Here is a 26,999-nt window from a genome sequence, read left to right on the forward strand (position 1 = left end):
CCGACAATATTGCCGGCCGACGTCGCGCATGTGGAAAACGCTCTGAAAAAAGCATAGCCCTATCCGAACAGATATTCGAACAAATCGGAGGGTGTGTCAACGCCGGCCTTCCTCGGCCGGGCCGCCGTGGGCCCGCCGGCCGCCGTCGTGAAAGGTTGTCTACCGTTGTCTAACGCGGTTTAACGTCGCGGCCCAGCCGCCGCTCGGGCGGGACATCCTGGACGTCGCACAGGGCGAGCCAGACCTGCCGCGGCGGAACACCGGCGCCCAGGGCCTGCTCGGCCGTACGGTCCCCGACGCCCGCCAGGACCAGGGAACTGGCGACGACGCGGGAGTATCCGGCCCCGAACTCGTCGTCCATGAGCCGCCAAAAGTCACTGATTCGCACCGATAAAGTCTCTCACGGCGCGGGACCCTAGAATTGTTGCCATGAGCAACCCAATCGAGGGACCCGGTGCCGCCGGCGGTGCCGAGGACCCCACGGAGGCGGCGCTGACCGCCGTCGAGCACCAGATCAGCATGCTCTGGCGCCGCGGCCGTTCCATCTCCCATCAGCTGTCGCGCCAGGTCCATCCGGACATGGAACCGGCCGCCTATGGCCTCCTCAGCGTGATCCGCCGCCAGGGTCCCATCCGCCTGACCGAACTGGCCTCGAGCATCGGCGTCGGCAAGCCCTCCGTGAGCCGGCAGATCGCTTTCCTTGAAAGCCTGGGCCTGGTATCCAAGGAAGCCGACCCCCTCGACGGCCGCGCGCAGTCCATCAGGCTCACCCCCCGGGGCGAGGAGAAAATGCACCAGGTGCAGGACGCCCGGCGCGAGGTCTTCCGGGAACGGCTGGCGGAGTGGCCGCCGGAGGAACTGCAGACGCTCGCCACCTACATGGCAAAGCTGAACGCCATCTACGAACGGGACGGCTTCCCCAAGGACGAGGCCTAGCGCACTTCCCGGCGCACCCGCCTGCCGGAGGCACGGCCGGCGCCACGGCCCGCGACAAAGAAGGCCCCCGGCACGTAGCCGGGGGCCTTCCGTAGGAGTAGCGGGTTTGGACCCGGCTTAGCGTGCGCCGGAGAGCAGTCCCTTGGCCAGTTCCTCGTTCAGGTCCGAGTTGAGTTCCCGGTCCAGGTCGCGGCCATAGCGCTGCGCGAACTCCTGCGGAACGGTGTCAGGAACTGCGACGCCCTCGGCGACGGCGACGCGGTCGCTGACTTCACGGAGCATCAGCGAGAGCGGGACTTCGAGGGCCGAGCAGATCGAGGACAGCAGCTCCGAGGAGGCTTCCTTCTGGCCGCGTTCCACTTCACTCAGGTAGCCCAGGGAAACGCGGGCGCTGTGCGAGACTTCGCGGAGGGTACGGCCTTGGCGTTGGCGGACATCGCGAAGCACATCACCGATTTCGTGACGAAGTACAACCATCTTGCGCCCCTTCTGTTCGCTCTTTGCCTGATCGGCGAGGCCCACATCCTTCCAGCGGACAACGCCGTTTACGGATACGGGCTGCTTTACCATCTGTATCGCCTTGCTCCCTCGTAAGTCGAGTTCGCCATCACAGCGAACAATTGATGCCTTCATCCTAGGCGCCTCCTATATTCGGAGGCGACACAATGTAACAACTATTAGGAATCAACTTTTGTTCCCGGCAACTTTACGCCCGGCAGCTTCAGGAAGATAGGGCTTCGAGCAGGCGTTCCAGGGCGGCGGCGCAGGCGAGGGCACGGATTTCCGGCCGGCTTCCCTCGAAGGCGTAGCTGTACGACGTCGACCCGTCCGCAGTGGCGAGGCCGATGAAGACGGTGCCGACGGCCTTTCCGTCGTGCGGCTCGGGGCCGGCCACACCGGTGGTGGACACCCCGATGTCGGCGCCGCAGAGCCTCCGCGCCCCGGCGGCCATCGCCGCGGCGACCTGCCCGTCCACGGAGCCGACGGCGTCCAGCAGCTCGCGCGGCACCCCCAGCACGTCAACCTTGACGGCGTTCTGGTAGGACACGACGCCGCCCTGCAGCATGCCGGAGGCTCCGGGGGTGTCGGCCAGCATGGCGGCCAGCATGCCGGCGGTGAGGGATTCGCCGGTGGCCACGGTCAGCCCGCGGCCGATGGCGCCGTCGACCGCCTGGCCGGCGATGCGGTGCAGGTTGGGGTGAAGATTGGGATGCAGATCGGTCATGCCTTGCCCTCCTGGACGTCCTGTTTCTTTGCCCTGATGCCGCTGGAACGCAGCTTGAGCGCCTCGATGACGTACTCTCCACCGGTCCAGAGGGTGATGGCCAGGGCCACCATCATGACCGCGAAGGCGAGGCCGCCGAGCCACGGCGCGAGGGAGGCCAGCGGAATGACGTAGAGGAAAATGGCCACGGTCTGCACGACGGTTTTGAGCTTTCCGCCGCGCGAGGCCGGGATCACGCCGTAGCGGATGACGAAGAAACGCAGGGCCGTGATGCCCCATTCCCGCACCAGGATCAGGATGGTGACCCACCAGGGAAGCTCCTGGAGCAGGGAGAGCATGACCAGGGCGGAGCCGATCAGGAGCTTGTCCGCGATCGGGTCCGCGATCTTGCCGAAGTCCGTCACCAGCCCGCGGCTGCGGGCGATGTCGCCGTCGAGCTTGTCGGTGTAGATGGCCACGGCGAACAGCGCGGCGGCAATCCAGCGCCAGAGTCCGTTCTGCGGGTGCAGTCCGGGGGCATCGGCCACGAGCAGCCAGACGAAGAAGGGCACCAGCACAATCCGCAGCATCGTCAGGATGTTCGGCAGGTTCCAGATCCGCGCGGCGGGCCCGGCGCTGTTCGCTTCGGAGCTAGTCACCCTCCTAGGCTACCGTCCGGTGAGCGACCAGGCGTCCTCGGAGCCGTCTTCATCCCCGCCGGAGCCGCCGTCGGCGCCGTCGGCGCCATCAAAGTAGTGCACCGACTGGGCCCGCTGGTCCAGATCGGCGGCGACGAGGTCCTCGGCGTAGCCGCCCTGGGCGATGTTGGCGTTCGCGTTATCGCTCAGCGCTGCAGTCTGGGAATCGACGACGGCGGCCATCTCCAGGCCGTTCATCGCGGCCAGCACGGCGGCGAGATCGTCCGGCTTCACAAGGACATCGCGGGCCTTGGACCCCTCGGAGGGGCCCACCACTCCCCGCGACTCGAGCAGGTCCATGAGCCGGCCGGCCTTGGCAAAACCGACGCGGAGCTTGCGCTGCAGCATCGACGTGGACCCGAACTGGGTGGTGACCACAAGTTCGGTGGCCTGCAGCAGGACATCGAGGTCGTCCCCGATGTCGTCGTCGATCTGCTTCTTGGGCGCGTCGGGGGCGACGTCGTCACGGTAGACGGCCTTGAGCTGGCCCTTGACGTGTTCGACGACATTGTGGATCTCGGATTCGGTGACCCAGGCGCCCTGCACGCGCATGGCCTTGGAGGCGCCCATCGGCAGGAAGAGCGCGTCGCCCTGGCCGATCAGTTTCTCGGCCCCCGGCTGGTCCAGGACCACGCGGGAGTCGGTGACGGAGGATGTCGCGAAGGCCATCCGGGAGGGCACATTGGCCTTGATCAGGCCGGTGACGACGTCCACGGACGGGCGCTGGGTGGCGAGGACGAGGTGGATGCCGGCCGCGCGGGCCAGCTGGGTGATCCGGACGATGGAATCCTCGACGTCGCGCGGGGCCACCATCATGAGGTCGGCGAGCTCGTCCACGATCACCAGCAGGTACGGGTAGGGCCGGATGACCCGCTTGGAACCCTCCGGCGGGATGACCTTGCCGGCCCGGACGCCCTTGTTGAAGTCGTCGATGTGCTTGAAGCCGTAATTGGCGAGGTCGTCGTACCGGGCATCCATTTCCCGGACCACCCACTGCAGGGCCTCGGCGGCCTTCTTCGGGTTGGTGATGATGGGCGTGATGAGGTGCGGGACGCCTTCGTAGGCGGTGAGTTCCACGCGCTTGGGGTCCACCATGACCATGCGGACCTCATCGGGGGTGGCGCGCATCAGGATGGAGGTGATCATCGCATTGACGAACGCCGACTTGCCGGCACCCGTGGCGCCGGCCACCAGGAGGTGCGGCATCTTGGCGAGGTTTGCGACCACGTAGCCGCCCTCGACGTCCTTGCCGACGCCGATCACCATGGGGTGTTCCGTGCGGCGGGCGTTCTGGCTGCGCAGCACGTCGCCCAGTGACACGGTCTCGCGGTCCGTGTTGGGGATCTCGATGCCGATCGCGGACCGGCCGGGGATGGGGCTCAGGATGCGCACGTCCGAGCTGGCCACGGCATAGGAGATGTTCTTGGACAGGGCGGTGACGCGTTCCACCTTGGTGCCCGGGGACAGCTCGATCTCGTACCGCGTGACCGTGGGGCCGCGGCTGAAGCCGGTGACCTGGGCCTCCACATTGAACTGGTTGAGGGTCTCGGTCAGCGAGGCCACGATCGCGTCGTTGGCCTCGGTGCGCTCCTTGGGGACGGAGCCCGGGGTCAGCACATCCGACGCCGGCAGCGTGTAGGTGACGTCGCCGGCCAGGGAGAGCTGTTCGGTGCGCTGCGGAATCGGCGTCGGCAGCGGCGGCGGGACGGCCGGGCTGGAGGGAACCTGCGCGGCGGCGGCAACGGCCGCGGCGCCGGGCGCCGGGGCGGCCGGGTTCAGCGATCCCGCGGCCACCATGCCCGGGGTGACAAGCGGGATGGCCTCGGTGGCGTTATCCCCCGCCAATCCGGAAACACTCCCGGCGGCGGTGCTGCCTGCTGCAGCACCAAGGCCCTGGGCTGCCTTGATCTTCCCGACGGCGATCTCGGCCAGGGTGGGCCGGCGCACGCCGGGCGCCACAGAGCTGGAACCCGCGGCTCCCCTTGCCGCCCCGGCAGCATCGTCGTCGTCGATGAGGGCATGCTCGAACGCTTCGTCGCCGACGTAGCCTTCGAGGCGGGAATCGGCGTCGTGGTCCTTGCCGAAGAGGCGCCGGCGCTTCTTCCTGGGCGGGGCCGCGGCGGCGTCGTTTTCGTACAGGTAGCTGCGGTCGTGGCGGCCGCCGTCGCCGTCCTGCAGGTCGATCCCCATCAGGAGTTCATAGGCGTCCCGCAGCCGGCCGGGGATGGCGCCGAAGGGGGTGGCCGTGATGATGAGCAGGGAGACGAAGGCGAGCAGGCTGTAGACCGCCACCGGGACCCAGACAGGGAGGGCGGCCAGCGGCGCGGCGGCCAGGTAGCCAAGCATGCCGCCGGCCCGGCGCAGCCCGTCGAAGCCGTCGGCGAGGGCGGGCTGGCCGCCGATGACATGGGCCAGGCCGGAGCCGGCAAGGGTCATGAACAGGAAGCCGATCCCGATCCGGTTGTTCCCGCGGCCGTCAACGGGCTGGCGGAACAGCCTGAAGGCGCAGGCAAAGAGCATGAGCGGCAGCAGCAGGGTCATCGCGCCGAAGGTGCCGTTGACGATCCCGAAGACCAGGTCCGGGAGCCAGCCCCGGAAACCCCACCAGGCGAAGGTGGCGATGAAGACGCCGAGCGCAAGGTTGAACAGGGCGGCGCCATCGCGGCGCTCCCCGGGGGCGAGATCGCTGACGTCCTGGCCGATCCGCCGGATGCCGGCGCCGACGACGTGGCCCAGGCCGAGCCAGGCTCCGGCCACCACCCGCACCAGCCAGGGCTGTTTCGGCTCCACGGCGGCCAGCTGCCGGGTGCGCGCGGTTCCCTGCGCCCGGCCGGTTTTGGATGCGGCCGTGCCGGAGCTCCGGCCCGTGGAGCTGCCTGGTTTGCCGCTTGAGTTTCCTCTAGGCGCGGGGGAAGTACGTGTCGCCATACCTGCCACGGTACCCGATCCCGGGCCGGAAACCCCGGATTTCCGGGGCTTCCGGGGAGCCATGTTGGATTGGACGGGCACCGGTTTCCCGCCTGCGTCCTATTTGCCATGCAGGAGCGGCCTCCCCCTCCTGCGGCAGCCGGGTGGCTGCGGCAGGCCGGGAAGGCCGCGCCGGTGCTGTGCTCGGGCGCGCGGGCGCGGGGTGCTTAGGCCTCCAGGACCACCGGGATGATCAGGGGCTTGCGGCGCAGCTTGCGGTTGACCCAGGTGCCGACAACGCGGCGGACAACCTGCTGGAGCTGGTGCGTGGTGTGGTCCGTGCGGTTCAGCACGGCTTCCTCCAGGGCGGCGTTGATCTTGGGGATGATCTCGTCGAAGACGGAATCATCCTCGGCCACGCCGCGGGCGTGGATCTCCGGCCCGGAAACGACCTTGCCGGTGGCGCGGTGGATGACCGTGATGATGGAGATGAAGCCTTCGTCGCCGAGGGTCTGGCGGTCCTTCAGATCGGCTTCGGTGACTTCGCCGACGCTGGAGCCGTCGACGTAGACGAAGCCGACCTCGACCTGGCCCACGACGTCGGCCTGGTGGTCCCGGAGGTCAATGACCGTGCCGTTGTCCGCCAGCAGGATGCTCTCCTCGGGCACGCCGGAGTCGAGCGCGATCTTGCCGTTGGCGATCAGGTGGCGGGTCTCGCCGTGCACCGGCATCGCGTTGAGCGGCTCAAGGATGTTGTAGCAGTACAGCAGTTCCCCGGCGGCGGCGTGGCCGGAGACGTGGACCTTGGCGTTGCCCTTGTGGATGACGTCGGCGCCCAGCTTCAGGAGGCCGTTGATGATGCGGAAGACGGCGTTCTCGTTGCCCGGGATGAGGCTGGAGGCGAGAATGACGGTGTCGCCCTGGCCGACGACGACGCGGTGGTCGCCGTTGGCCATGCGGGACAGGGCCGCCATCGGCTCTCCCTGGGAACCGGTGGACATGAGCACCACGCGGTTGTCCGGCAGGTTGTCGATGTTCTTGATGTCGACCAGGATTCCGGCCGGGACGTCCAGGTAGCCAAGCTTCTCGGCGATGGTCATGTTGCGGACCATGGAGCGGCCGACGAAGGCCACCTTGCGGTTGTGGTTGGCGGCGGCGTCGAGGACCTGCTGGACGCGGTGCACGTGCGAGGAGAACGAGGCCACGATCAGGCGCTTGCTGGCCTGGCCGAAGAGCCGGTCCAGGGTGGGCCCGATGTCCTTCTCGGCAGTGGTGAAGCCCGGGACGTCGGCGTTGGTGGAGTCCGACATGAACAGGTCCACGCCTTCTTCACCCAGTTTGGCGAAGTGCCGGAGGTCGGTGATCCGGCCGTCGAGGGGCAACTGGTCCATCTTGAAGTCGCCGGTGTGCAGCACGGTGCCGCCGGCCGTTCGGATGAACACGGCGAGGGCATCGGGGATCGAGTGGTTGACCGCGACGAATTCGCATTCGAACGGGCCGAACTTTTGAACCTGTCCCTCGGTGACCGTCTGCATGACGGGCTTGATCCGGTGTTCCTGCAGCTTCGCCTCGATGAGGGCCAGCGTCAGCCGGGAGCCCACCAGGGGAATGTCGGCGCGCAGGCGCAGCAGGTAGGGGACCGCGCCGATGTGGTCCTCGTGGCCGTGGGTCAGGACGACGGCGACGATGTCCTGGAGCCGGTTCTCGATGTAGGAGAAATCGGGCAGGATCAGGTCGACGCCGGGCTGGGTCTCCTCAGGGAAGAGGACACCGCAGTCGACGATGAGCAGTTTGCCGTCGACTTCGAAGACCGTCATGTTGCGGCCGATTTCGCCAAGGCCGCCGAGCGGCACAATCCGCAGCGTGTCCTTGGTGAGTTTGGGCGGCGTAACAAGGCCGGGAAGGGCGGTTTGGGTCATAGTGCACTACTTTCCAGGCGGGAACTGGACTGGTCTTGGCCGATCGGGAAAACACCCGATCAGGGAAAAACCAGCCCTGCTTCCGCCAAATCCTCGCGGATGGTTGCGATCTCGGCCTCGCCCGGCTCCACGAGGGGCAAACGGACAACCGAGTTGGGCAGGACTCCCTGCCACTTAAGAACCTGCTTGGCAGCTACAGCACCCTGGATATGGGTCATCACTGCACGGACCACGGGGTCCAGTTCGAAATGTAAGGTGCGGGCGGTAGCAAAATCGCCCGCAAGTGCGGCGTCAATCATGGCGCGGAACTGGCGCGTCGCCACGTGCGCCGTGACGCTGACCAGGCCGACGGCGCCCGCTGCCATCCACGGCAGGGTCAGTCCGTCATCGCCGGAGTAGACATCGAGGTCGGTGTTCGCCAGGACGCGGGTCACGGCCGCGAAGTCAGCCTTCGCGTCCTTGAGCGCCACAATCCGGGGATGGTCCGCGAGCCGGATCATGGTCTCGGGCAGGATCGGGACCCCTGCGCGGCCGGGGATGTCGTAGACCATGACGGGAAGGTCGGCGGCGTCGGCGACGGCTTCGATATGGGCCTGGATACCGGCCTGGCTCGGCTTGTTGTAGTACGGCGTGACGATCAGCTGCCCGTGGGCGCCGGCCTTGGCGGCGCGCTTGGCCATCTCGATCGAGTGCGAGGTGTGGTTGGTGCCGGTGCCGGCGATAACCTTGGCCCGGTCCCCCACCGCGTCGACGATGACGCGGAACAGCCGCTCTTTTTCGTCGTCCTCCAGCGTCGATGTTTCGCCGGTGGTGCCGGAGATGACGAGGGCGTCATTGCCGTCGTCGACGAGCTTGCTGGCCAGCTCTGCGGACTTCTGGTAGTCGACTTGACCGTCGCTGGTGAAAGGCGTGACCATGGCGGTCACGAGGGTTCCGAACGTGTACGAGCGAATGTCAGAGTCAGCCATGGTAAAAACGTTACCCTGTCCACAGCGTGTTAGGACAATGGCGGCGGCGTGATGCGCGTCAAAGTCGGCGGTCCGCGCGTCATTGCGGTCCGGCCGCGGCACCCTTGGGCACTCCGTCCGGTGCCCGGCGTTCCAGGGCGCTGTGCTGCAGCGTCGCGGTCAGCACCTCCGTCCCCGTCCCGCTCGCCTGGCGGAGGGGGAGCCCGTCGGGGCCCCAGAAACCGCTCAGCCCGCAGGACGGACCGAGCGGCGTGGTGCCGCCCAGGTTGGCCAGCACGGTGAACATCCGGTTGTCCATGGCACGGGCCCCGAGGTGCAGGGCGAGCCGGTGGTCCTGCCCTGCCGCGTAGAGGCCCGAGACGGCGTAGATATCCGCACCCGCTGCCGACGCGTCCCCCGCGTCGTCCGGATGGGCCGCGTCGAAGCAGATGGCCAGCGCGATCTTCCAGCCGTCGAGGTCCAGTACGGCCGCCCGCTCCCCGGCGCTGAAATGCTGCTGCTCAGGTCCGTGCAGCCTGGCTTTGAAGCCGGCCTCCACTACGCCGGTGGGATGGATGGCGAGCGAGGCCAGCCGCGGCGTGCCGTCCGGTTCCTTGAAGGCTGCGCCCACGACCGCGGTGATGCCGGTCCGCCGGCAGATCTCCCGGAGGCCGCCGAGCGTGTTGTCCGCCGTGGTCACCCACTGCCGGGTATCCGCCAACAGGTCCAGCCCATAGCCGATGAGGGACAGTTCCGGGAAGATCACGAGCCGGGCGCCGTGCGATTCGGCGTCCTCGATGAGGCGGATGTGCTCGGGCAGGTTGGCGGCCAGGCCGCCGCCGAGGGCCTGGTATTGGATCGCGGAGAGCGTCAGCGCGGTGGTCATGCTGCCATCCTAGGCATGCCGTGGCCCGGGCAGCAGGCCCTGCAGCGGGGTGTCACCCGGCAGGCCGCCCTGGGGCCGGTCAGGCAGGCGGGGGCGCCCCGCGCGCCCTGGGGCCGGTCAGGCAAGGCGCGGGGCGCCCGGCACGCCCGGGGCCGGTCAGGCAGGCGGGGGCCCCGGGGCGGGTCAGGCAGGTGGAGGGCCGCCGCCGGAGGGCGCCGCGCAGTAGCGGCCGACCGCCTCCTCCCGCGAGGCTTCCGCCCAGGCGGCGAGCCGTTGCGCGGCCCGCACGTAGTGGAACAGCTCGGCGGGCGTGAGCGCCTCGAGGTCTGTCTCGGACAGCCTCCGGGCAAGCTCGGCGCCGGGCGTCTGGGCGGAGAGTGCCGTGCCTTCCCTGTGCCATTGGAGGTCCTCCGCCGCTTCCCCGGCGACGAGCCGCCGAAAGAGGAAATCCACCACGCCCGGGCTCATCGCCTTCAGCACGCCGGATGCATCCCGGGGAGAAGCGTGGTCCGGAGAGGCGTGGTCCCGAAAAGCAGGGTCCGGAATAGCAGGCTCTGATGCGTTGTCCATGGCCCCATGGTATTCGAACATATATTCGAATAGAAGACCCGGGGCGGCACCCCTTCAGTCACGGGAATTCCCCATCCATGCCTATCCGGTTAACTCAGCCGGTGTCAGGATTTATGGTTCGTCCTGATTTCCGCAGTCGATTGTGGAGTTTCAGCACCGGTTCCCCGATGATGGGGCTTGGCGGGCTTATCTGGTGGCTTGTCACTGTCCGGAAGGCCTTCGGTGCCCGCGGTGCCCATGGTCGCCTTCCAGACCCTACTGGGTCTCGACGCTAACGAATCGGCGACCACCTACATCGAAATAATCGCGGTCGGACCGGGCCAACACCGGCCAACACCGCAAGAGCTGAGCTAACCGGATAGACATGCTCCCCACCTTTGAGGGGCTGGTCCGGCGCGTTCCTGGGAATCACCGGGGATTTCCGGGGTCGCGAAGTCAAAGCCGGGGAATTTCAGCGCGCGGGGCCGTCTGCATGTCTGGCCCCCGCGGTCCGGGGGGACTTTGGCGCCGACACGCCGTTGGCGGGCCGGGTTTTCCGTGGCTTGGGACTTCAAAGTAGCCCCGGACCGCCGCACAGCCGGATATGAGACGATCGGACGATGACCCCGCGCGGATTGGCTGCCACTTCCCGGACCGCCAAACGCCAGGCCGGCAGTGGCTCCAGGGGCGCCGGCGCCAGGCCCGGCAAGGGCAGACCAGCCGGCCTCCGTCTGGCCGGCATCGATGCCGCCCGCGGACTGGCCCTGCTGGGCATGATGGCGACCCATGTGCTGCCCACCTTCGAATCAGACACGCAGCTCACGCCGACCTGGGTCGGGCTGATCTTTTCCGGACGCGCCTCGGCGCTCTTCGCCGTGCTGGCCGGCGTCGGGCTGGCGCTGTCCACCGGGAAACAGCAGGCGCCCGAGGGCTCCGGGTTGGCGGCGGCCCGCCGGGGCATCGCCTGCCGGGCACTGGTGGTGGGCGCCGTCGGGCTGTCGCTGGGCGGGCTGGAAGTCAACATCGCCATCATCCTGGTCCACTACGCCGCGCTGTTCCTCTGCGTCCTGCCGTTCATCGGACTCGGCGCGAAACGCCTGTTCGGACTCGCGGCCGCCTGGGTGCTCGTCACCCCGGTGCTGGCCTACCTGCTGCGGCCCTGGCTGCTGGCCGCGAGGCCGCCCCTGCAGCTGGGGCACAACCCCGGGTGGGAGGACCTGTCCACCCCCGCGAGGCTGCTCGGCGACCTCTTCCTGACCGGCTACTATCCGGTGTTCCAGTGGATCGCGTATCTGCTGATCGGCCTCGCGGTCGGCCGGCTGGCCCTGTCGACGGCGGTGGTGCCGGTCCTGCTGCTGGCCGGCGGGACCGTGGTGGCGGTCCTCGCCAAGTGGCTCGGCATTGTGATGATGGAGGACTGGGGTGGCCTGGCAGCCCTGCAGGCACGGTTCGCGGACCCGGCGTACCCCCTCGACAGCCTCCTGCAGGTCAACCTGGCCGGCGTCGAGCAATCGGGGTCATGGTGGTGGCTGGCGACCGCCTCCCCGCATTCAGGCACCACGCTTGATCTGCTCCACACCTCCGGTGTCGCGGCGGCCGTGGTCGGTGCCTGCCTGCTGCTGGGCCGGCTCGGCCAGTGGGTCGAACTGGACCTGCTGCTCCCGCTGCGCGGCGCCGGCGCGATGACCTTGAGCCTGTATACCGCGCACCTGTGCGTCATGGCGGCCCTGTACGGGCAGCCGCTGCCGGCCGGCTGGACGGTGGAGGCCGTCTACTGGGCCCAGGCCGCCGCCGTCGTGGTGATCGGCGCCGCTTTCGCAGCGCTCAGGTGGCGCGGGCCGCTGGAATGGCCGGCGCATGCGGCCAGCCGGCTCGGCCGCTACCAGCCGGCCCGCCTCCGCTGAGCCAAGGTCAGGAAGCCGGGGCCAGGCCAGAGGGGGTCACGCGAGGGGTCAGGCTGCCGGCGCCTTGGCGCGGAAGAGCCGTTCGGCGTCGCGCATCGAGGCGCGGGCGCGCTTGCGGTCGCCGGCGGCGTCGTAGGCGCAGCTGAGCCGGAACCAGGAGCGCCAGTCCTCCGGGGCCGCTTCCGTTTCGGTCCGGTACTTTTCGAATTCGAGGTCGGCGGCCGCGCGGATGATCCGTCCGGCGGGGGTGCGCGGCAGGTTGTCCTCCGGCAGACCGCCTTCGGCTTCAAGAATTTTCGCCATCCGCTCGGTGCGGGCGCCGAACAGCAGCTCGCGGACCAGTGCCCAGGCCCCGATGGCGGGAAGCACGAGGTAGGCGACGCCGATGGCCTTCGCCACCGGGTTGGGGTCGGACATCAGCAGCACCGAGCGCTGGAAGGACACCACGAGGTAGAAGACCAGCAGCAGGGTGACGGCGCCGACCCAGATCTTGGTGCGCTTGGTTTTCAGGGTGGCCAGCATGTTCGCCATGGCGCTCAGAGTCCCAGGTCCAGGTAGCCGTCCAGGCCCACGGTGAGGCCCGGATTCGCGGCGACGTTGCGGACGCCCAGCAGCACGCCGGGCATGAAGGAGGCGCGGTCGAACGAGTCGTGCCGGAGGGTCAGCTGCTCCCCCGGGCCGCCCAGCAGGACTTCCTGGTGCGCGACGAGGCCGCGCAGGCGGACGCTGTGGACGCGGACGCCGTCGACGTCGCAGCCGCGCGCGCCCGGGCGCTCGGTGCTCGTGGCATCCGGGCTCGGGGCGACGCCGGCGGCGGCACGCTCGGCCGAGATGAGCTGCGCGGTGCGCACGGCCGTTCCCGAGGGGGCGTCCACCTTGTCCGGGTGGTGCAGTTCGATGATTTCGACCGACTCGAAATACCTGGCGGCCTTGGCGGCGAAGGCCGAGGCCAGCACCGAGCCGAGGGCGAAGTTGGGCGCGATCAGGACGCCGACGCCGGGCTGGCCGGCGAGGAGCTCCGCGAGCCGTGCCAGCCGGTCCGCGTCCCAGCCGGTGGTGCCGACGACGGCGTGGAGGCCGTGTTCGACGGCGAAGCGGACGTTGGCCTCGGTGCTGCCGGGGACGGTCAGGTCCACCACGATCCGGGCGCCGGACGAGAGCAGCGTGTCCAGCGGATCATTCCGGCCCAGGGCCGCCACGAGCTTCAGGTCAGCGGCGGCTTCGACAGCCTTCACCGCTTCGGCGCCCATGCGCCCGTTCGCGCCCAGCACGGCGACTGCGAGTTGTTCGGTCATGGCATCAACCCTACCGCCGGGGCCGCTGCGGCCTTGAACCGGCGGCCCGGCGTTACAGCCCCACGCCGACGGCGGCTGCCCGCCCGCCGGCAGGCCACACGCGCCGGCCCCGGCACGCCCTACTCGCCCGCGCCCACCCATTCGACGCTTCCGTCGGTAAAGAACTGTTCCTTCCAGATGGGCACCTGGGCCTTGATCCGGTCCACCAGTTCAGAGCAGACCTCGAAGGCCTGGCCGCGGTGCGCCGCCGAGACGGCGCAGACCAGCGCGGGGTCCCCGACCTCCAGCATGCCGATCCGGTGGGCCGCCCAGATCCGTACGGGCTGGCTCTCCTCCCCGCCGCCCCGCCCGCCCGGCACTTCGGCCCGCACTTCGGCAGGCTCCCCGGCCGGCGTGTGCTCGGCCACGAGGGCCGCGACGACGTCGGCCATCACCTGGTGCGCCGTCGGGTGCGCGCTGTAACTGAGCCGCTCCACCGGCTTGCCGCCGTCGTGGTTCCGGACGATGCCGCTGAAGCTGACCACGGCCCCGGCGGTCTCCGACTCGACCGCGGCAATGGCCTGGTCCACGGAGATCGGCTCGGCGCTCAGTACCGCGTGCACCACTTCGAAGGTTGATTCAGTGCCCATGGCTGCCGTCCAGCTGGTCGCAGAGGTGCCCGATGACCGGGTCCAGCACGCTCAGGCCGTCCATGACGCCCTTCGGGGAGCCCGGGAGATTGACGATGAAGGTCTGGCCGGCCGCCCCCGCATGGCCGCGGCTGAGCATGGCCATGGGGGTCTTGGCGGTCCCCGCGCCCCGGATGCCCTCCATGATGCCCGGGATTTCCCGGTCCAGCAGCGGAAGGGTCTGCTCCGGGGTGGCGTCCGTGGGGCTCAGGCCCGTGCCGCCGCTGGTGATGATGACGGCCGGCTGCTGGGTCAGGAGGGCGCGGAGGGCAGCACCGACGGGCGCCCCGTCCGGGACCACCATGGCCGGATACGGCTCGAAGCCGTGTTCGGTGAGCCAGTCGATGATGACCGGCCCGGTGAGGTCCTCGTAGACGCCGGAGGCGGCGCGCGTGGAGGCGATGACGACGCCGGCCTTCCGGCCTGTCGCTTCGCCGTGGCGGTGTGGTTCGGGCATGCTCACAGTCTCCAGTCCCCGCTCTTGCCGCCGCTTTTGGCGAGCACCTTGATGTCGGTCAGGACCGCGTGCTTGTCCACGGCCTTGATCATGTCGTACACGCTCAGTGCCGCGACGGAGGCTGCGGTCAGCGCCTCCATCTCGACGCCGGTGACGCCGTAGGTCTTGACCGTGGCGAACACGGTGACCGAATCGGTGTCGAGTTCGAAGTCGACCGTCACCTTGGCGAGCGGCAGCGGGTGGCACAGCGGAATAAGGTCCGGGGTCTTCTTGGCGGCCATGATCCCGGCCACGCGGGCCACGGCCAGGGCGTCGCCCTTGGGCAGCTCCCCGTCCATCAGGAGGCCCAGGACCTCGGCCGTGCTTTGGACGGTCGCGGTGGCCGTGGCCTCCCGCGTGCTCTGCGCCTTGTTGGACACGTCCACCATCTGGGCCGTGCCGTCCTGGCGCAGGTGGGTTAAACCGTGTTGATTCTCTGCTTCGTTCACAACATCCATACTTCCACCTCGGCGCCCGCTGCGAGCGCCGCAGTTCCTTCCGGGACCTGGATGAGCACATTGGAGTGCGCCAGGGCGTGGACCAGGTGCGAACCGGCGCCGCCTTCCAGCCGGACGGTGCCGTCCGGGCCCAGCGTGCCGCGCCGGACCTGGTGCTTGCCGGGCGGGGACGCCAGCGGTTCCGCCAGCCGCGCCCGGACCACGGGACGCGGCGCGGGCGAGCCGAACAGCTCCGAGAGCACCGGGCGCAGGAACATCTCGAAGGAGACCAGGCAGCTGACCGGGTTTCCGGGGAAGCCCAGCACGGGGACGCCGTCGAAGCTGCCGATGCCCTGCGGGCCGCCCGGCTGCATCGCGACGGGTGCGAACTCGACGTCGTGGCCGTCCATCGCCTGCCGGACCACCTCGTAGGCGCCCTTGCTGACGCCGCCGGTGGTGACGATCAGGTCCACGGCCGGGGCGTGCCGGCGCAGCAGGGCGGCGAGCTCTTCGGGCCGGTCGGTGGAGATCCCGGTCCTCGTGACCGCCAGGCCGGCCTGGCGCATCGAGGCCTCGAGCAGGGTGCCGTTGGAGTCGTAGATCTTGCCGGGCCCCAGCGGGCTGCCGGGTTCCACGACCTCGTCGCCGGTGGTGACCAGGAGAATCGCCAGGGCGCGGTGGACCGGGACCTCCGTGAATCCCAGGGCCGCCAGCAGGCCCAGCTGGGCCGGACCAAGGAAGGTCCCGGCGGCGAGCGCCGGCTCCCCGGCGCGGAGGTCGCTCCCGGCGTCGCGGACGAAGTTCCCGGCCGGGGCGGCGGGCAGGCGGACGGTGGCCGGCTGTCCGGGCGGGGGAAAGGAATCGGGCACCGCCTGCTCAACCGGTACGACGGCGTCGGCGCCGGGGGGCAGCATGGCGCCGGTCATGATCGGGGCGGCCGTGCCGGGGGCGAGTTCCGCCGGGGCGGCACCGGCGGGGACGGGGGCGACGACGCGCAGCTCCGCGCCGCCGTCGGGCACGTCGGCGCTGCGGAGGGCGAAGCCGTCCATCTGGGAGTTGGCGAACGGCGGCAGGTCCAGCGGTGCCGTGATCCCGGCGGCGAGCCCCCGGCCCAGGGCCGCGAGGAGCGGGAGCCGCTCCACCCGGTCCGGGGTGCGGAGCGGGGCCAGCAGCCCGCGGACCTTGTCGCGGTGCTCTTCCACGCTGACGCGGCGTGTCTGGGTGCGGTGCATGGCTGGGTGACCTTCGGCTCGGCGGGCTGCTTCCGGGGGGCTACTTCACGCTAACTCTAACCGTGTGGTAGCCGGTGGCCCCGCTGGGGGCAACCGGGGCGCGGTCCTCCACCTGCGGGACGCCGCCGAGGTCCGTGGCCCGGACCTGGACCTCGTACTGCCCGGGTGCCAGGTCCAGCGCCAGCTTCCACTGGTACCAGGTGTCCCTGGAGATCCCCGGGGCCAGCCCGGCCTGCTGCCAGGGCCCGCCGTTGACCCGGAGCTCCACCTTGGCGATGCCCGTGTGCTGGGCCCAGGCGACGCCGCCGAACGCCACCTTCCCGGCCGCCACGTTGCGCCCGTCGCGGGGCACGTCGATGCGCGAGGACGTCTTGATGGGGCCGCGCTCTGACCAGCCCCGCGGCGTCCAGTAGCCGGCGTCGTCCGCGAAGCGGGTCACCTTCAGCTCCGTGACCCATTTGGTGGCCGAGACGTAGCCGTAGAGCCCGGAAACGATCAGCCGGACGGGGAAGCCGTGCTCCAGCGGCAGCGGCTCGCCGTTCATTCCAACCGCCAGCAACGCGTCCCGGCTGTCCGTGAGCGCCTCCAGCGGGGTGCCGGCCGTCCAGCCGTCGGTGCTGCGGGACAGCACCATGTCCGCCTCCGGCCTGGGGCCGGCGAGGGCCAGCAGTTCGCGGACGGGCCAGCCGAGCCAGCGGGCGTTGCCGATCAGGTCCCCGCCCACCTCGTTGGAGACGCAGGCGATGGTCACGTACCGCTCCGTCAGGGGTTTGGCCAGCAGCGTGGCGAAATCCAGTTCGATCTCTCGTTCCACCAGGCCGGTCACCTTCAGGGTCCACTGCTCCGGATCGACCAGCGGGACGCGCAGCGCGGTGTCGATCCGGTAGAAGTCCCTGTCGGGGGTCACGAGCGGGCCGAGGCCGTCCAGCCGGATCTCGGCGCCTGCCGGAACCGGCGCCGCGGGCGAGGCGGCAGCCGGCAGCGACAGTTTGCTGCGCACCTCCGTGACGGCGGCGGCTGCTCCCCGCAGCATCGAGGCGAGCAGGCCGGCCAGGACGGCGACGGCGGCCGTTCCGCCGAGGATCTGCAGGAAGCGGCGCCGGGCCGGTGCGGGCTGCCCCGGGACCGGCTGTCCCGTCACGGGCTGCCACTCCCCCAGCCGGCGGATCAGCCAGCGCAGCAGCGATATGCCGGCCACGGCAACGAGCAGCGGGACGGGGATGGCGTACGCGGTCAGTTCGGCCCGGCCCAGCACGGCCACGAGGCCCACCACGCCGAAGACAGCGATGATGGCAACTCCCGCGAAACGGCGCCTCAGCTCGACGACCCCGGAGAGGGCCGCCAGCGCGGCGATGACGAGCGCCATGCCGGCCAGCAGCGCCACCTTGTCGGCGGTGCCGAAGAGCGAGATGACCCATTCCTTCACGCCCGGCGGGACGGCGTCGATCACGGCGCCGCCCACCGCCGTCATGGGTGACAGGGAAGGGCTCACCAGCCCGGCGGCAAGTTCTCCCAGCACCACCCCGGTGCCGACGGACACCACCCCGGCGGCCGCCGCCCACCCCAGGACGTGCCGGTTTTCCGTCGGCGCGGTGGCCGGCGCACTCTGGGTAGTGTTCACGCTTCCAGCATAGGTTCGCCGGCGCCTCCACGGCAGGGCACCACGGCAGGGCTCCACGGCAGGCTCTCTGGCACGGTTCCAGGCACCGTTCCAGGCACCGGACGGGAAAGTCGGGAATTCCCTGCGGCATCCGCCAGATCCCCGGCCCCCGGGCGTGATGCAGGGGCCGAGGTGGCGTAGCCTGATTTTATGACAGTTCAGCTCGGCATGCCCCAGCCCCGCGGGACAGCTATCCCCGGAACGGGCGCCTCCGCGCAGTCCGGACGCCCGGCCGGCCTGCCCGCCGGGCTCGTGGACCGCTACGGCCGCCGCGCCACGGACATGAGGCTCTCGCTGACAGACAAATGCAATCTGCGCTGCACCTACTGCATGCCGGCCGAAGGCCTGGAGTGGCTGTCCAAGCAGGCAGTCATGTCGGCGGAGGAAATCGTCCGGATCGTGCGGATCGGCGTCGATATGCTGGGCGTGCGGGAGCTCCGGCTGACCGGCGGCGAACCGCTGGTCCGGGCCGACCTGCTGGACATCATCGCGGCCCTCCGCCAGGCCCACCCTCAACTGCCCATTTCCATGACCACCAACGGCGTCGGCCTCGACAAGAAGGCCGCCGGGCTGAAAGCCGCCGGGCTGTCGCGGATCAACGTCTCGCTGGATTCCCTGCACGAGGAGACATTCGCCCAGCTGACCCGGCGCCCCTTCCTGAACAAGGTCCTGGCCGGCGTGGACGCAGCCTGGGCCGCCGGGTTGGGTCCCGTGAAGCTCAACGCCGTGCTGATGCGCGGGATCAACGACGCCGAGTCGCCGGCCCTGCTGGCCTGGGCCCTGGACCGCGGGTACGAGCTGCGCTTCATCGAACAGATGCCGCTCGACGCCGACCACGGCTGGACCCGCCGGAACATGATCACGGCGGCGGAGATCCGGGAACTGCTCTCCGCCGACTACGTGCTGGGCCCGGATCCGCGGGCCCGCGACGGCGCCCCCGCCGAACGCTTCGAGGTCCGACGCCGGATGCCCGGCACCGCAGGGACCACCGGCCCCGTGCTGGGGACCGTGGGGATCATCGCCTCCGTCACCGAGCCCTTCTGCTCGGACTGCCGCCGCACCCGCATCACGGCCGAGGGCAAGATCATGAGCTGCCTGTTCTCCCGCGACGAGGTGGACCTGCTGGGGCTGCTGCGCGAGGGCGCCAGCGACGAACAGCTCGCCGGACGCTGGCAGGATGCCATGTGGATCAAGCCCAAGGCCCACGGCATGGACCACGTCGGACTCGATGCCCCGGACTTCGTCCAGCCGGACCGCAGCATGAGCGCCATCGGAGGCTGAAACACCTGTGTACGTACGTTACTTCGCTGCCGCGCGCGCTGCCGCCGGGACGGAAGAGGAACACTTCGACCTGGCCGACGGCTCGACCATGGGCTCGCTGGTGGCGGCGATCCTCGCCGTCGATCGGCCCGAACCCCCGGCCGGGACACCACCCCTGGCCCGCATCCTGTCCCGCTCCAGCTTCCTGCTCAACGAGGTGGCGGTGCGCGGTAACACGGCAAAGCTGAAGCCGGGCGACGTCGTCGACGTCCTGCCGCCCTTCGCCGGGGGCTAGGATTTGCGGCGGGACTTGAGGAAGCGTCCCCGGATTCGGGACAGGACGTGAAGAAAGGTCCCGGGACTTGGAGCTGCCATGTCTCAGGACTTCGTGGACGGTTTGTCTTGTGGCTCGGTTGCCGGTGATGGCGTGGCGCAGGTTTTCCGCAGGTAGCGTGTCCGTTTTTTGCGGGCTCCGGCGGGGCGGCCGTGATGCCTGACCGCTTTCCACCGCCGACGTAGGGTGATCCTTTCGTGGTCCGGTGTGGCTGATGACGCGCAAACCGCCCCACGATGCGCAGATTTCCTGTCGCTATCCGAATCCCGGTAGCGACCGGGCAACGGCGCATCGCCAGGCACGAGGCGCCGCGCGGGAGGCCCGGGCCAGGTGGCCACGGCATGACGGATCCTGATATCCGGGTTGGGATTGGTCATCCGAAGCAGCAAACACCGCCCCCGGTGCACACGACGCCTGAGACAGAGTGTCTACGAGGTCATGAGAAGTGTCCATTAGTCATGAGACTCCACACCCCGGATTCGGGGCAGGATGTGAAGGATCGTCCGAGTGAGGGAAGCGGAGGGCCGCTTCAGGCGGGAACCCTGGCGTCTTCTGGCACGCGCCGGCAGACCGTCGTCATGAAGGGCGTGAACTCGCTCGCGTTGCCCAGCCGGAGCCCGGCGGTGTGCGTCAGGATGCCGTCGTCCACCCGGAAGGTGTGCCGCGCGGTGCCGCGGTCGCTGCGCCGTTCCAGGGTGAGCGTACCGCCCTGCCAGCTGGCGCGCGCAGGGCGCTCCGGCGGCAGCCCCATGCTGTTGACGTGATACCAGAGGATGTCCGGGCAGTCCGGGTCCACAGTGAAGACGCCATGCCCTTCGGAGAGGGTCCCGTCAGCGTCGATGTGGCGGTAGCCGTGAGTGACGGCCAGTCCGGCGGCGGCGCGGCTGAACGTCACTTCCACCGCCGCTGTCCGTGCCGGGCCCCACGGTGAGGCCGCCCACTCCGTGGTGCCGGCCCAGCGCCCCAGGAAAGCCTCGAGGGCCTCGAGGGCCTCGTGTGCACTGCCTGGCAGCGGCCGGTCCATGTTTTCCTTCCAGGGGTCCTCCCGAATGACCCCGACCCCATCATCACGCCCTGCGGCCTGCACTGTCTAGGGGCGCTGCGGTCCAGGTGGACTCCGGGCCCGCGGACGAGCCGGCGCCCCCACCCGTCAGAGTCCGAAGGTTTCGCTTTCGTCGAAGGGGCCGACGACGGTGATGGTGCGGGGGGCTGCGGCGAGCTCGCGGGCCAGTCCCTGGACCTCGGCCGCGGTCACGGCCTTGATCAGGCGCAGGGTCTCGTCGATGTCCTGGTATTCGCCGGACACCAGCTCGGCGCGGCCCAGCCGGGACATCCGGGATCCGGTGTCCTCGAGGGCCAGCACGATGCCGCCGCAGAGCTGCCCCACGGCCTTGCGGAGCTCCTCCTCGGAGATGCCTCCCTCGGCCAGCTTGTCCAGCTCCGCGCCCAGGAGCTGGACGACCTGCCGGACTTTGGACGGCGTGCAGCCGGCGTACATGCCGAAGTAGCCGGCGTCGGCGTAAGACGACGCGAAGGAGTAGGTCGAGTAGACGAGGCCGCGCTTCTCCCGGACCTCCTGGAACAGCCGGGAGGACATGCCGCCGCCGAGGACCGCGTTGAGGACGCTCATCACGAAGCGGCGGTCATCGGTGGCGACGAGCGAGGGGCAGCCCATGATGATGTTCGCCTGCTCGACGGGACGTTTGACCACATGCAGGCCCGCGGTGCCGGTGATGGACGCGCGTTCGGTGGGGCGGCGTTGCACCGGCGTGGCGGCCGGCTCAAGGCTCCAGCCCGCGGCGTGGAGGGCATCGACCACAAGCCCGCAGACGACGTCGTGGTCCAGTCCCCCGGCCGCGGTGACGACCAGCTCGTCGGGCCGGTAGTAGCGGCGGTAGTGGTCCCAGACGGAGTCCCGGGCGACGGCGCGGATGGCGGCCGGGGTGCCGCCGATCGGACGGCCGAGCGGATGGGTTCCCAGCACGGCGGCGACGAAGTGCTCGTGTGCGACGTCGGTCGGGTCGTCGCTGTCCATGGCGATCTCTTCGAGGATGACGTCCCGTTCCTGCTCCATCTCCTGCGGGTCAAGGACGGCGCCGGTGATCATGTCCGCGATGACGTCGATCGCCATGGGCAGGTCGGTGTCCAGCACCCGGGCGAAGTAGCACGTGCTTTCCTTCGCGGTGGCCGCGTTCGATTCCCCGCCGACCTCGTCGAAGGCCGAGGCGATCTCCAGCGCGGTGCGGCGCTTCGTGCCCTTGAACAGGAGGTGTTCGAGGAAATGCGTGGAGCCGTGCTGGCCGGGGGCCTCATCGCGGGAGCCCACGGCGACCCAGAAACCGATGGTGGCCGAACGCTGGCCCGGCATGGCCTCGGTCAGCACGCGGACGCCGCCGGGCAGGACCGAGCGGCGCACCTCGGAACCGCCGTCGGCTCCGTGGATCAGGGTGTCGGCATGCTGGTTCTGCTCTAGCGGCAGGGGTACGACAGTCATCAAGGCCTTTCAGTAAACACGAGCCAAATCTGCCTGCCATCCTACCCTTTAACGGCGGCGGGGCCGGTGGATGATCCACCGGCCCCGCCGCTGCGTTCGTTGTTGCTGGCTACTTGGCTACTCGGAGTCAGCGCCCTCTGCCGGAGCCGAAGCGTGAACACGCTCGGTCTGGCCGGCGCCTTCCGCGTCAGCGACGACCGGGGACAGGGAGAGCTTGCCGCGGTCATCGATCTTGGTGATTTCCACCTGGATCTTCTGGCCGACGGAGACGACGTCGTCGACGTTGTCCACGCGCTTGCCCTCGGCGAGCTTGCGCAGCTCGGAGATGTGCAGCAGGCCGTCCTTGCCCGGAGTCAGGGACACGAAGGCGCCGAAGGTCGTGGTCTTGACGACCGTGCCCAGGTAGCGCTCACCGATTTCCGGGATCTGCGGGTTGGCGATGGCGTTGATCGCGGACCGTGCTGCGTCGGCAGACGGGCCGTTCGTGGCGCCGATGTAGACCGTGCCGTCGTCCTCGATCGAGATGTCGGCGCCGGTGTCCTCCTGGATCTGGTTGATCATCTTGCCCTTCGGGCCGATGACCTCGCCGATCTTGTCAACCGGGATCTTGACCGCGATGACGCGCGGCGCGAACTCGGAGAGCTCGTCCGGGGTGTCGATCGCGGAGTTCAGGACCTCGAGGATGTGCAGGCGGGCTTCGCGGGCCTGCTTCAGGGCGGCTGCCAGGACGGAGGCCGGGATGCCGTCGAGCTTGGTGTCCAGCTGGATGGCCGTGACGAACTCGGCGGTACCGGCAACCTTGAAGTCCATGTCGCCGAAGGCATCTTCGGCGCCGAGGATATCGGTCAGGGCGGCGTAGCGGGTCTGGCCGTCGACCTGGTCGGAGACCAGGCCCATGGCGATACCGGCGACGGCAGCCTTCAGCGGCACGCCTGCGTTCAGCAGGGACAGCGTGGAGGCGCAGACGGAACCCATCGACGTCGAGCCGTTGGAGCTGAGGGCCTCAGACACCTGGCGGATCGCGTAGGGGAATTCCTCGCGGGACGGCAGCACCGGCATGATGGCGCGCTCGGCGAGGGCGCCGTGGCCGATTTCGCGGCGCTTCGGGGAACCGACGCGGCCGGTCTCGCCGGTGGAGTACGGCGGGAAGTTGTAGTTGTGCATGTAGCGCTTGCGCGTCACGGGAGACAGCGAGTCGATCTGCTGTTCCATCTTGAGCATGTTCAGCGTGGTGACACCCATGATCTGGGTCTCGCCGCGTTCGAAGATGGCCGAGCCGTGGACGCGGGGCAGGACCTCAACCTCGGCGGTGAGCTGGCGGATGTCCGTCAGGCCGCGGCCGTCGATGCGGATCTGGTCCTTGAGGATGCGCTGGCGCACAACCTGCTTGGTGACCGAGCGGAAAGCTGCGGACAGCTCCTTCTCGCGGCCTTCGAACTGGCCGGCCAGGGAAGAGATGACCTCGTCCTTGAGCGCGTCGGAAGCGGTGTCGCGTTCCTGCTTGTCGGCGATCTGGAAGACAGCGGCGAGCTTCTCGGCTCCGGCGGCCTCGACGGCGGCGAAGACGTCGTCCTGGTAGTCCAGGAAGACCGGGAATTCGACGGTCGGCTTGGCGGCGCGGGCAGCCAGGTCGGCCTGGGCTTCGCAGAGGGCCTTGATGAACGGCTTGGCAGCCTCGAGGCCTTCGGAGACAACCTCTTCGGTCGGGGCGGTGGCGCCCTGTTCCTTGATGAGGTTCCAGGAGTTGTCGGTGGCTTCGGCTTCAACCATCATGATGGCGACGTCGTCGCCTGCAATGCGGCCGGCGACGACCATGTTGAAGACGGCGTTCTGCAGCTCGGAGTGCTTCGGGAACGCAACCCACTGCGAGCCGTTCTCGTCGGCAACGAGGGCAACGCGGACGCCGCCGATCGGGCCGGAGAAGGGCAGGCCGGAGAGCTGGGTGGACATCGAGGAAGCGTTGATCGCGACCACGTCGTAGAGCTCGTCCGGGTTGATGGAGAGCACGGTGACGACGATCTGGACCTCGTTGCGCAGGCCCTTGACGAAGGCCGGGCGCAGCGGGCGGTCCATCAGGCGGCAGGCCAGGATCGCTTCGGTGGACGGGCGGCCTTCGCGGCGGAAGAACGAGCCCGGGATGCGGCCGGCGGCGTACATGCGCTCTTCGACGTCGACCGTCAGCGGGAAGAAGTCGAACCCTTCACGCGGGTGCTTGCCGGCGGTGGTGGCGGACAGCAGTGCGGTCTCTTCGTCGAGGTAGACCATTGCTGCGCCGGCTGCCTGCTTGGCAAGCCGGCCGGTTTCAAAGCGGATTACACGCTTGCCGAAGCGGCCATTGTCAATGACTGCCTCTGAGAACTGGATTTCGGGACCCTCCATAGAGAGTCACCTCCGTTTCATGGTTCACGGAGCCCAGCCGCATCAACCCAGGCCAGCATCTGTCGACTGGCCTGCACTGCACCCGGTCATCGATCGAGACCCACGGGCCGGGGTTTCATTCTTCGAAACCGTTCCCGGGGATCACTACCGAGGACCGCGAATGCGTGATGCGGTTGATCCTCCTGTTGAGTTGTGTGTGAAGAAGGCGGCCCTTTCCGTTCCGGAAGGGGCCGCCCCTTAGAGCTGACTAGCGGCGCAGGCCGAGACGCTCGATGAGCGCACGGTAGCGGGTGATGTCAGTGTTCTTGAGGTAGGTGAGCATGCGCTTGCGACGACCGACCATGGCCAGCAGACCGCGCTGGGTGTGGTAATCGTGCTTGTGCACCTTCATGTGCTCAGTGAGATCCTTGATCCGCTGAGTCAGGACTGCAACCTGGACCTCCGGCGAACCGGTGTCGGCCTCGGACGTTGCGAAATCCTTGATGATGGACTGCTTTACAGCGGCTTCAAGTGCCACGATAACTCCTAGAGATGTGCCGTGAGGCCCGAATCAGTAACTCACTGCCGGGGGTGCCATGCCTGATTTGCCCTCCGAAGAGAAGCTTTCCCGTACACAACAAGAGCCAGCCGCCACGGACTGCAGCCGGATCCAACGTTTAGTTTACCGGCTTGTCGCTCAGGTTGTCGAAACCGCCGCTTTCCAGCCGCTCCCGGATCGCGGCCACGCCGCGGTACAGCTCCACGAAGGACGTGCTCAGCGGTGAGAGCCCGATCCTGATGCCCTGCGGCGCCCGGAAGTCGGGAATGACATCCTGCTCCCACAAGGCGGCGGTCATTTCCCGGAAGGCGGGGTGGTCCACGGTGATGTGGCTGCCGCGCAGCCCGGGGTCCCGCGGGGTTCCCAGCGTCACTCCCGCCGGTGCGAGCCAGGCGTCGTGGAGTTCGACGGCGAACGCGGTCAGCAGCCGGGACTTTTCCCGCACGGCGGCCATGCCGGCTTCCTCGAGCAGATCCAGGGTGCCGCGCATCGCGAGCATCCCGAAGATGGCCGGGGTGCCGCTGAGGAATCCCCGGATGCCGGCGGCGGCCTCATAGCCGGGGCCCATTTCGAAGGCGTCCTTGCGTCCCATCCAGCCCCAGATCGGCTGCTGCAGACGCGGCAGGTGCCGGGCGTTGACGTAGGCGAACGCCGGCGAGCCCGGTCCCCCGTTCAGGTACTTGTACGTGCAGCCGGCGGCGAAATCGACGCCGGCCGCGTCCAGCCCGATCTCCACCGAGCCGGCGGAATGGCACAGGTCCCACACCACCAGCGCGCCGGCGTCGTGCACCGCGGCGGTGATCCCCGGGAGGTCCGCGAGGAACCCGGACCGGTAGGCGATCTGGCTTAGGAGCACGACGGCGGTGGTCGGCCCGGTGGCGGCCCGCACCTGGTCGACGGTCACGCCGGCGGCGGGATCGGCGTCGATCCAGCGCAAGGTGAGACCCTCTTCGCGGGCGATCCCCTCGACCAGGTAGCGGTCGGTGGGGAAATTGTCCGTGTCCAGGACGATTTCCGTGCGGGCCGGGTCCGTGACGGCGGCCAGCGCGGCGCGGACCAGCTTGTACAGCACGACGGTGGTGGAGTCGGCGATGATGGTCTGGCCCGGGGCGGCGCCGAGGACGGCCCGGCCCAACTGGTCGCCGATGACCTGCGGCAGTTCCAGCCATTCCTCGTCCCAGCCGCGGATCAGCCGGCCGCCCCAGCTGTCCTCGATGAAGCTGCCGACGTCGGTGACCGTGCGCTTGAGCGGGCGGCCCAGGGAGTTGCCGTCGAGGTAGGACAGCGCGGTGTTCGTGCCGATGAAGTGGTCGCGGTAGCCGGCCAGCGGATCCGCGGCATCCAGTTCGAGGGCCCGCTGCCACAGGATGTCCGTTGCTTCGGTGCTGGCGGGGATGCTCACCGGCCGATCTCCGTCCGGACGGCGAAGAGCTCGGGGAAGAAGGTCAGTTCGAGGGCTTTCTGCAGGAACGCGGCGCCGCTGGAGCCGCCCGTGCCCGCTTTCATGCCGATGGTGCGCTGGACGGTGCGCAGGTGCCGGAAGCGCCAGAGCTGGAAGTTGTCCTCGAGGTCCACGAGTTCCTCACAGGCCTCGTAGGCTCCCCAGTTGTCGGCCGCGTTCTCGTAGATGTACTTGAACACCGGCACCAGCCCGGGGCAGAACTCGTGCGCCTCGCTGACGTCGCGGTCCAGCACCGACGCGGGGATGTCGAAGCCCTGCCGCTTGAGGTAGGCCAGGAAGTCGTCGTAGATGCTTGGCTCTTCGAGGAGTTCCTTCAGCATCGCGTGCGCCTCGGGATCGGACTCGAACACCGGCAGCATCTTGCGGTTCTTGTTGCCGAGCATGAACTCCACGGCCCGGTACTGGCTGGACTGGAAGCCGGAGGAGTTGCCCAGGAAGCCGCGGAACTGCGAATACTCGGTGGGCGTGAGGGTGGCGAGCACGGACCACTGCTCGGTCAGGGTCTTCTGGATGTGCTTGACCCGGGCGATCGCCTTCAGCGCCGAGCCGAGGTCATCGGTGCGCAGCCAGGCGGCGGCACTGCGCAGCTCATGCAGGACCAGCTTCAGCCACAGCTCCGTGGTCTGGTGCTGGATGATGAACAGCATCTCGTCGTGGTGTTCGGGGGCGCTGACCGGCTGCTGGGCGCTGAGCAGGGTCGGCAGCTGCAGGTAGGACGCGTAGCTCATCCGGGAACTGAAGTCGCGGACAATGTCCGGGTCCAGCTCCCTCGTGTTTTTCTCAATGCCCACAGT

26 protein-coding genes are annotated in these 26,999 nt (G+C 69.1%); 4 read left to right on the forward strand and 22 right to left on the reverse strand.

All coding sequences use genetic code 11. The features are described from left to right. Positions 1-169: 169 nt before the first annotated feature. Positions 170-388, reverse strand: a complete 219-nt coding sequence (locus tag ACQCSZ_RS12295; RefSeq protein WP_211879067.1) for a DUF3046 domain-containing protein — start codon at positions 386-388, stop codon at positions 170-172. A gap of 41 nt (positions 389-429) precedes the next feature. Here ACQCSZ_RS12295 and ACQCSZ_RS12300 point away from each other — a divergent pair, with 41 nt between their 5' ends. Further along, positions 430-936 carry a MarR family winged helix-turn-helix transcriptional regulator gene (locus tag ACQCSZ_RS12300; RefSeq protein ID WP_427008221.1) on the forward strand — a complete coding sequence of 169 codons (507 nt, stop codon included), beginning with the start codon at positions 430-432 and terminating at the stop codon, positions 934-936. A gap of 117 nt (positions 937-1,053) precedes the next feature. Here ACQCSZ_RS12300 and ACQCSZ_RS12305 read toward each other — a convergent pair whose 3' ends face one another. The 8 genes from ACQCSZ_RS12305 to ACQCSZ_RS12340 all read right to left on the reverse strand — a co-directional run bounded on the left by ACQCSZ_RS12305 (position 1,054) and on the right by ACQCSZ_RS12340 (position 10,067). Next, on the reverse strand, positions 1,054-1,506 hold the full coding sequence (locus ACQCSZ_RS12305; RefSeq protein WP_211879069.1) for a helix-turn-helix domain-containing protein: 453 nt from the start codon (positions 1,504-1,506) through the stop codon (positions 1,054-1,056). Between the two features lie 151 nt (positions 1,507-1,657). Further along, on the reverse strand, positions 1,658-2,161 hold the full coding sequence (locus ACQCSZ_RS12310; RefSeq protein ID WP_427008222.1) for a CinA family protein: 504 nt from the start codon (positions 2,159-2,161) through the stop codon (positions 1,658-1,660). Further along, positions 2,158-2,799 carry a CDP-diacylglycerol--glycerol-3-phosphate 3-phosphatidyltransferase gene (gene pgsA / locus ACQCSZ_RS12315; protein ID WP_427008223.1) on the reverse strand — a complete coding sequence of 214 codons (642 nt, stop codon included), beginning with the start codon at positions 2,797-2,799 and terminating at the stop codon, positions 2,158-2,160. Before pgsA ends, ACQCSZ_RS12310 begins: the two co-directional genes overlap by 4 nt. A 9-nt stretch (positions 2,800-2,808) precedes the next feature. Next, complete coding sequence (locus tag ACQCSZ_RS12320) at positions 2,809-5,766, reverse strand: DNA translocase FtsK (RefSeq protein WP_427008224.1); 2,958 nt, start codon at positions 5,764-5,766, stop codon at positions 2,809-2,811. 206 nt (positions 5,767-5,972) lie between these two features. Continuing rightward, positions 5,973-7,664: a ribonuclease J gene (locus ACQCSZ_RS12325; protein ID WP_427008225.1), complete on the reverse strand. Its 1,692-nt coding sequence runs from the start codon at positions 7,662-7,664 to the stop codon at positions 5,973-5,975. Between the two features lie 59 nt (positions 7,665-7,723). Beyond that, on the reverse strand, positions 7,724-8,632 hold the full coding sequence (gene dapA, locus ACQCSZ_RS12330; protein ID WP_427008226.1) for a 4-hydroxy-tetrahydrodipicolinate synthase: 909 nt from the start codon (positions 8,630-8,632) through the stop codon (positions 7,724-7,726). Between the two features lie 79 nt (positions 8,633-8,711). Next, positions 8,712-9,497: a carbon-nitrogen hydrolase family protein gene (locus ACQCSZ_RS12335; RefSeq protein ID WP_427008227.1), complete on the reverse strand. Its 786-nt coding sequence runs from the start codon at positions 9,495-9,497 to the stop codon at positions 8,712-8,714. 183 nt (positions 9,498-9,680) lie between these two features. Then, positions 9,681-10,067: a hypothetical protein gene (locus ACQCSZ_RS12340; protein ID WP_427008228.1), complete on the reverse strand. Its 387-nt coding sequence runs from the start codon at positions 10,065-10,067 to the stop codon at positions 9,681-9,683. Between the two features lie 599 nt (positions 10,068-10,666). On the opposite strand from ACQCSZ_RS12340, the gene ACQCSZ_RS12345 reads away from it, so the two are divergent. After that, positions 10,667-11,950 carry a heparan-alpha-glucosaminide N-acetyltransferase domain-containing protein gene (locus tag ACQCSZ_RS12345; protein WP_427008229.1) on the forward strand — a complete coding sequence of 428 codons (1,284 nt, stop codon included), beginning with the start codon at positions 10,667-10,669 and terminating at the stop codon, positions 11,948-11,950. 48 nt (positions 11,951-11,998) lie between these two features. Here ACQCSZ_RS12345 and ACQCSZ_RS12350 read toward each other — a convergent pair whose 3' ends face one another. The 7 genes from ACQCSZ_RS12350 to ACQCSZ_RS12380 all read right to left on the reverse strand — a co-directional run bounded on the left by ACQCSZ_RS12350 (position 11,999) and on the right by ACQCSZ_RS12380 (position 17,549). Next, entirely contained in the window at positions 11,999-12,481 is a 483-nt protein-coding gene (locus tag ACQCSZ_RS12350; protein WP_427008230.1) for a hypothetical protein, read from the reverse strand. Between the two features lie 5 nt (positions 12,482-12,486). Beyond that, complete coding sequence (gene dapB, locus ACQCSZ_RS12355; protein ID WP_427008231.1) at positions 12,487-13,245, reverse strand: 4-hydroxy-tetrahydrodipicolinate reductase; 759 nt, start codon at positions 13,243-13,245, stop codon at positions 12,487-12,489. Positions 13,246-13,364: 119 nt separating this feature from the next. Continuing rightward, entirely contained in the window at positions 13,365-13,874 is a 510-nt protein-coding gene (locus ACQCSZ_RS12360; protein ID WP_427008232.1) for a molybdenum cofactor biosynthesis protein MoaE, read from the reverse strand. Beyond that, positions 13,864-14,370: a MogA/MoaB family molybdenum cofactor biosynthesis protein gene (locus ACQCSZ_RS12365; protein WP_427008233.1), complete on the reverse strand. Its 507-nt coding sequence runs from the start codon at positions 14,368-14,370 to the stop codon at positions 13,864-13,866. Before ACQCSZ_RS12365 ends, ACQCSZ_RS12360 begins: the two co-directional genes overlap by 11 nt. A 2-nt stretch (positions 14,371-14,372) precedes the next feature. After that, positions 14,373-14,867: a cyclic pyranopterin monophosphate synthase MoaC gene (gene moaC / locus ACQCSZ_RS12370; protein WP_211879087.1), complete on the reverse strand. Its 495-nt coding sequence runs from the start codon at positions 14,865-14,867 to the stop codon at positions 14,373-14,375. Next, positions 14,855-16,078 carry a molybdopterin molybdotransferase MoeA gene (locus ACQCSZ_RS12375; protein WP_427008234.1) on the reverse strand — a complete coding sequence of 408 codons (1,224 nt, stop codon included), beginning with the start codon at positions 16,076-16,078 and terminating at the stop codon, positions 14,855-14,857. Before ACQCSZ_RS12375 ends, moaC begins: the two co-directional genes overlap by 13 nt. A 40-nt stretch (positions 16,079-16,118) precedes the next feature. Further along, positions 16,119-17,549 (reverse strand): molybdopterin-dependent oxidoreductase, encoded by a 1,431-nt coding sequence (locus ACQCSZ_RS12380; protein ID WP_427008326.1) that lies wholly within the window; start codon positions 17,547-17,549, stop codon positions 16,119-16,121. A gap of 339 nt (positions 17,550-17,888) precedes the next feature. On the opposite strand from ACQCSZ_RS12380, the gene moaA reads away from it, so the two are divergent. Together moaA and ACQCSZ_RS12390 are read left to right on the forward strand one after the other, a co-directional pair. Further along, positions 17,889-19,019, forward strand: a complete 1,131-nt coding sequence (gene moaA / locus ACQCSZ_RS12385; protein ID WP_427008235.1) for a GTP 3',8-cyclase MoaA — start codon at positions 17,889-17,891, stop codon at positions 19,017-19,019. Between the two features lie 7 nt (positions 19,020-19,026). Beyond that, positions 19,027-19,293: a MoaD/ThiS family protein gene (locus ACQCSZ_RS12390; protein ID WP_427008236.1), complete on the forward strand. Its 267-nt coding sequence runs from the start codon at positions 19,027-19,029 to the stop codon at positions 19,291-19,293. A 568-nt stretch (positions 19,294-19,861) separates the two neighbouring features. Here ACQCSZ_RS12390 and ACQCSZ_RS12395 read toward each other — a convergent pair. The 6 genes from ACQCSZ_RS12395 to kynA form a co-directional block, all read right to left on the reverse strand. Further along, positions 19,862-20,356, reverse strand: a complete 495-nt coding sequence (locus tag ACQCSZ_RS12395; protein ID WP_427008237.1) for a DUF1579 domain-containing protein — start codon at positions 20,354-20,356, stop codon at positions 19,862-19,864. Positions 20,357-20,482: 126 nt separating this feature from the next. Next, positions 20,483-21,826: a M16 family metallopeptidase gene (locus ACQCSZ_RS12400; protein WP_427008238.1), complete on the reverse strand. Its 1,344-nt coding sequence runs from the start codon at positions 21,824-21,826 to the stop codon at positions 20,483-20,485. Positions 21,827-21,943: 117 nt separating this feature from the next. Next, the gene (locus ACQCSZ_RS12405; protein WP_427004086.1) at positions 21,944-24,205 is read right to left on the reverse strand and encodes a polyribonucleotide nucleotidyltransferase; all 2,262 of its coding nucleotides are present in this window, start codon (positions 24,203-24,205) and stop codon (positions 21,944-21,946) included. 247 nt (positions 24,206-24,452) lie between these two features. Beyond that, entirely contained in the window at positions 24,453-24,722 is a 270-nt protein-coding gene (gene rpsO, locus ACQCSZ_RS12410) for a 30S ribosomal protein S15 (RefSeq protein WP_354244612.1), read from the reverse strand. 139 nt (positions 24,723-24,861) lie between these two features. Beyond that, entirely contained in the window at positions 24,862-26,145 is a 1,284-nt protein-coding gene (locus tag ACQCSZ_RS12415) for a kynureninase (RefSeq protein ID WP_427004087.1), read from the reverse strand. Then, positions 26,142-26,996: a tryptophan 2,3-dioxygenase gene (gene kynA, locus ACQCSZ_RS12420; RefSeq protein WP_427004088.1), complete on the reverse strand. Its 855-nt coding sequence runs from the start codon at positions 26,994-26,996 to the stop codon at positions 26,142-26,144. The genes ACQCSZ_RS12415 and kynA overlap by 4 nt, the downstream gene beginning before the upstream one ends. Positions 26,997-26,999: the final 3 nt, after the last annotated feature.

The organism is Pseudarthrobacter sp. H2, assembly GCF_050157045.1.
Lineage (GTDB): Bacteria > Actinomycetota > Actinomycetes > Actinomycetales > Micrococcaceae > Arthrobacter.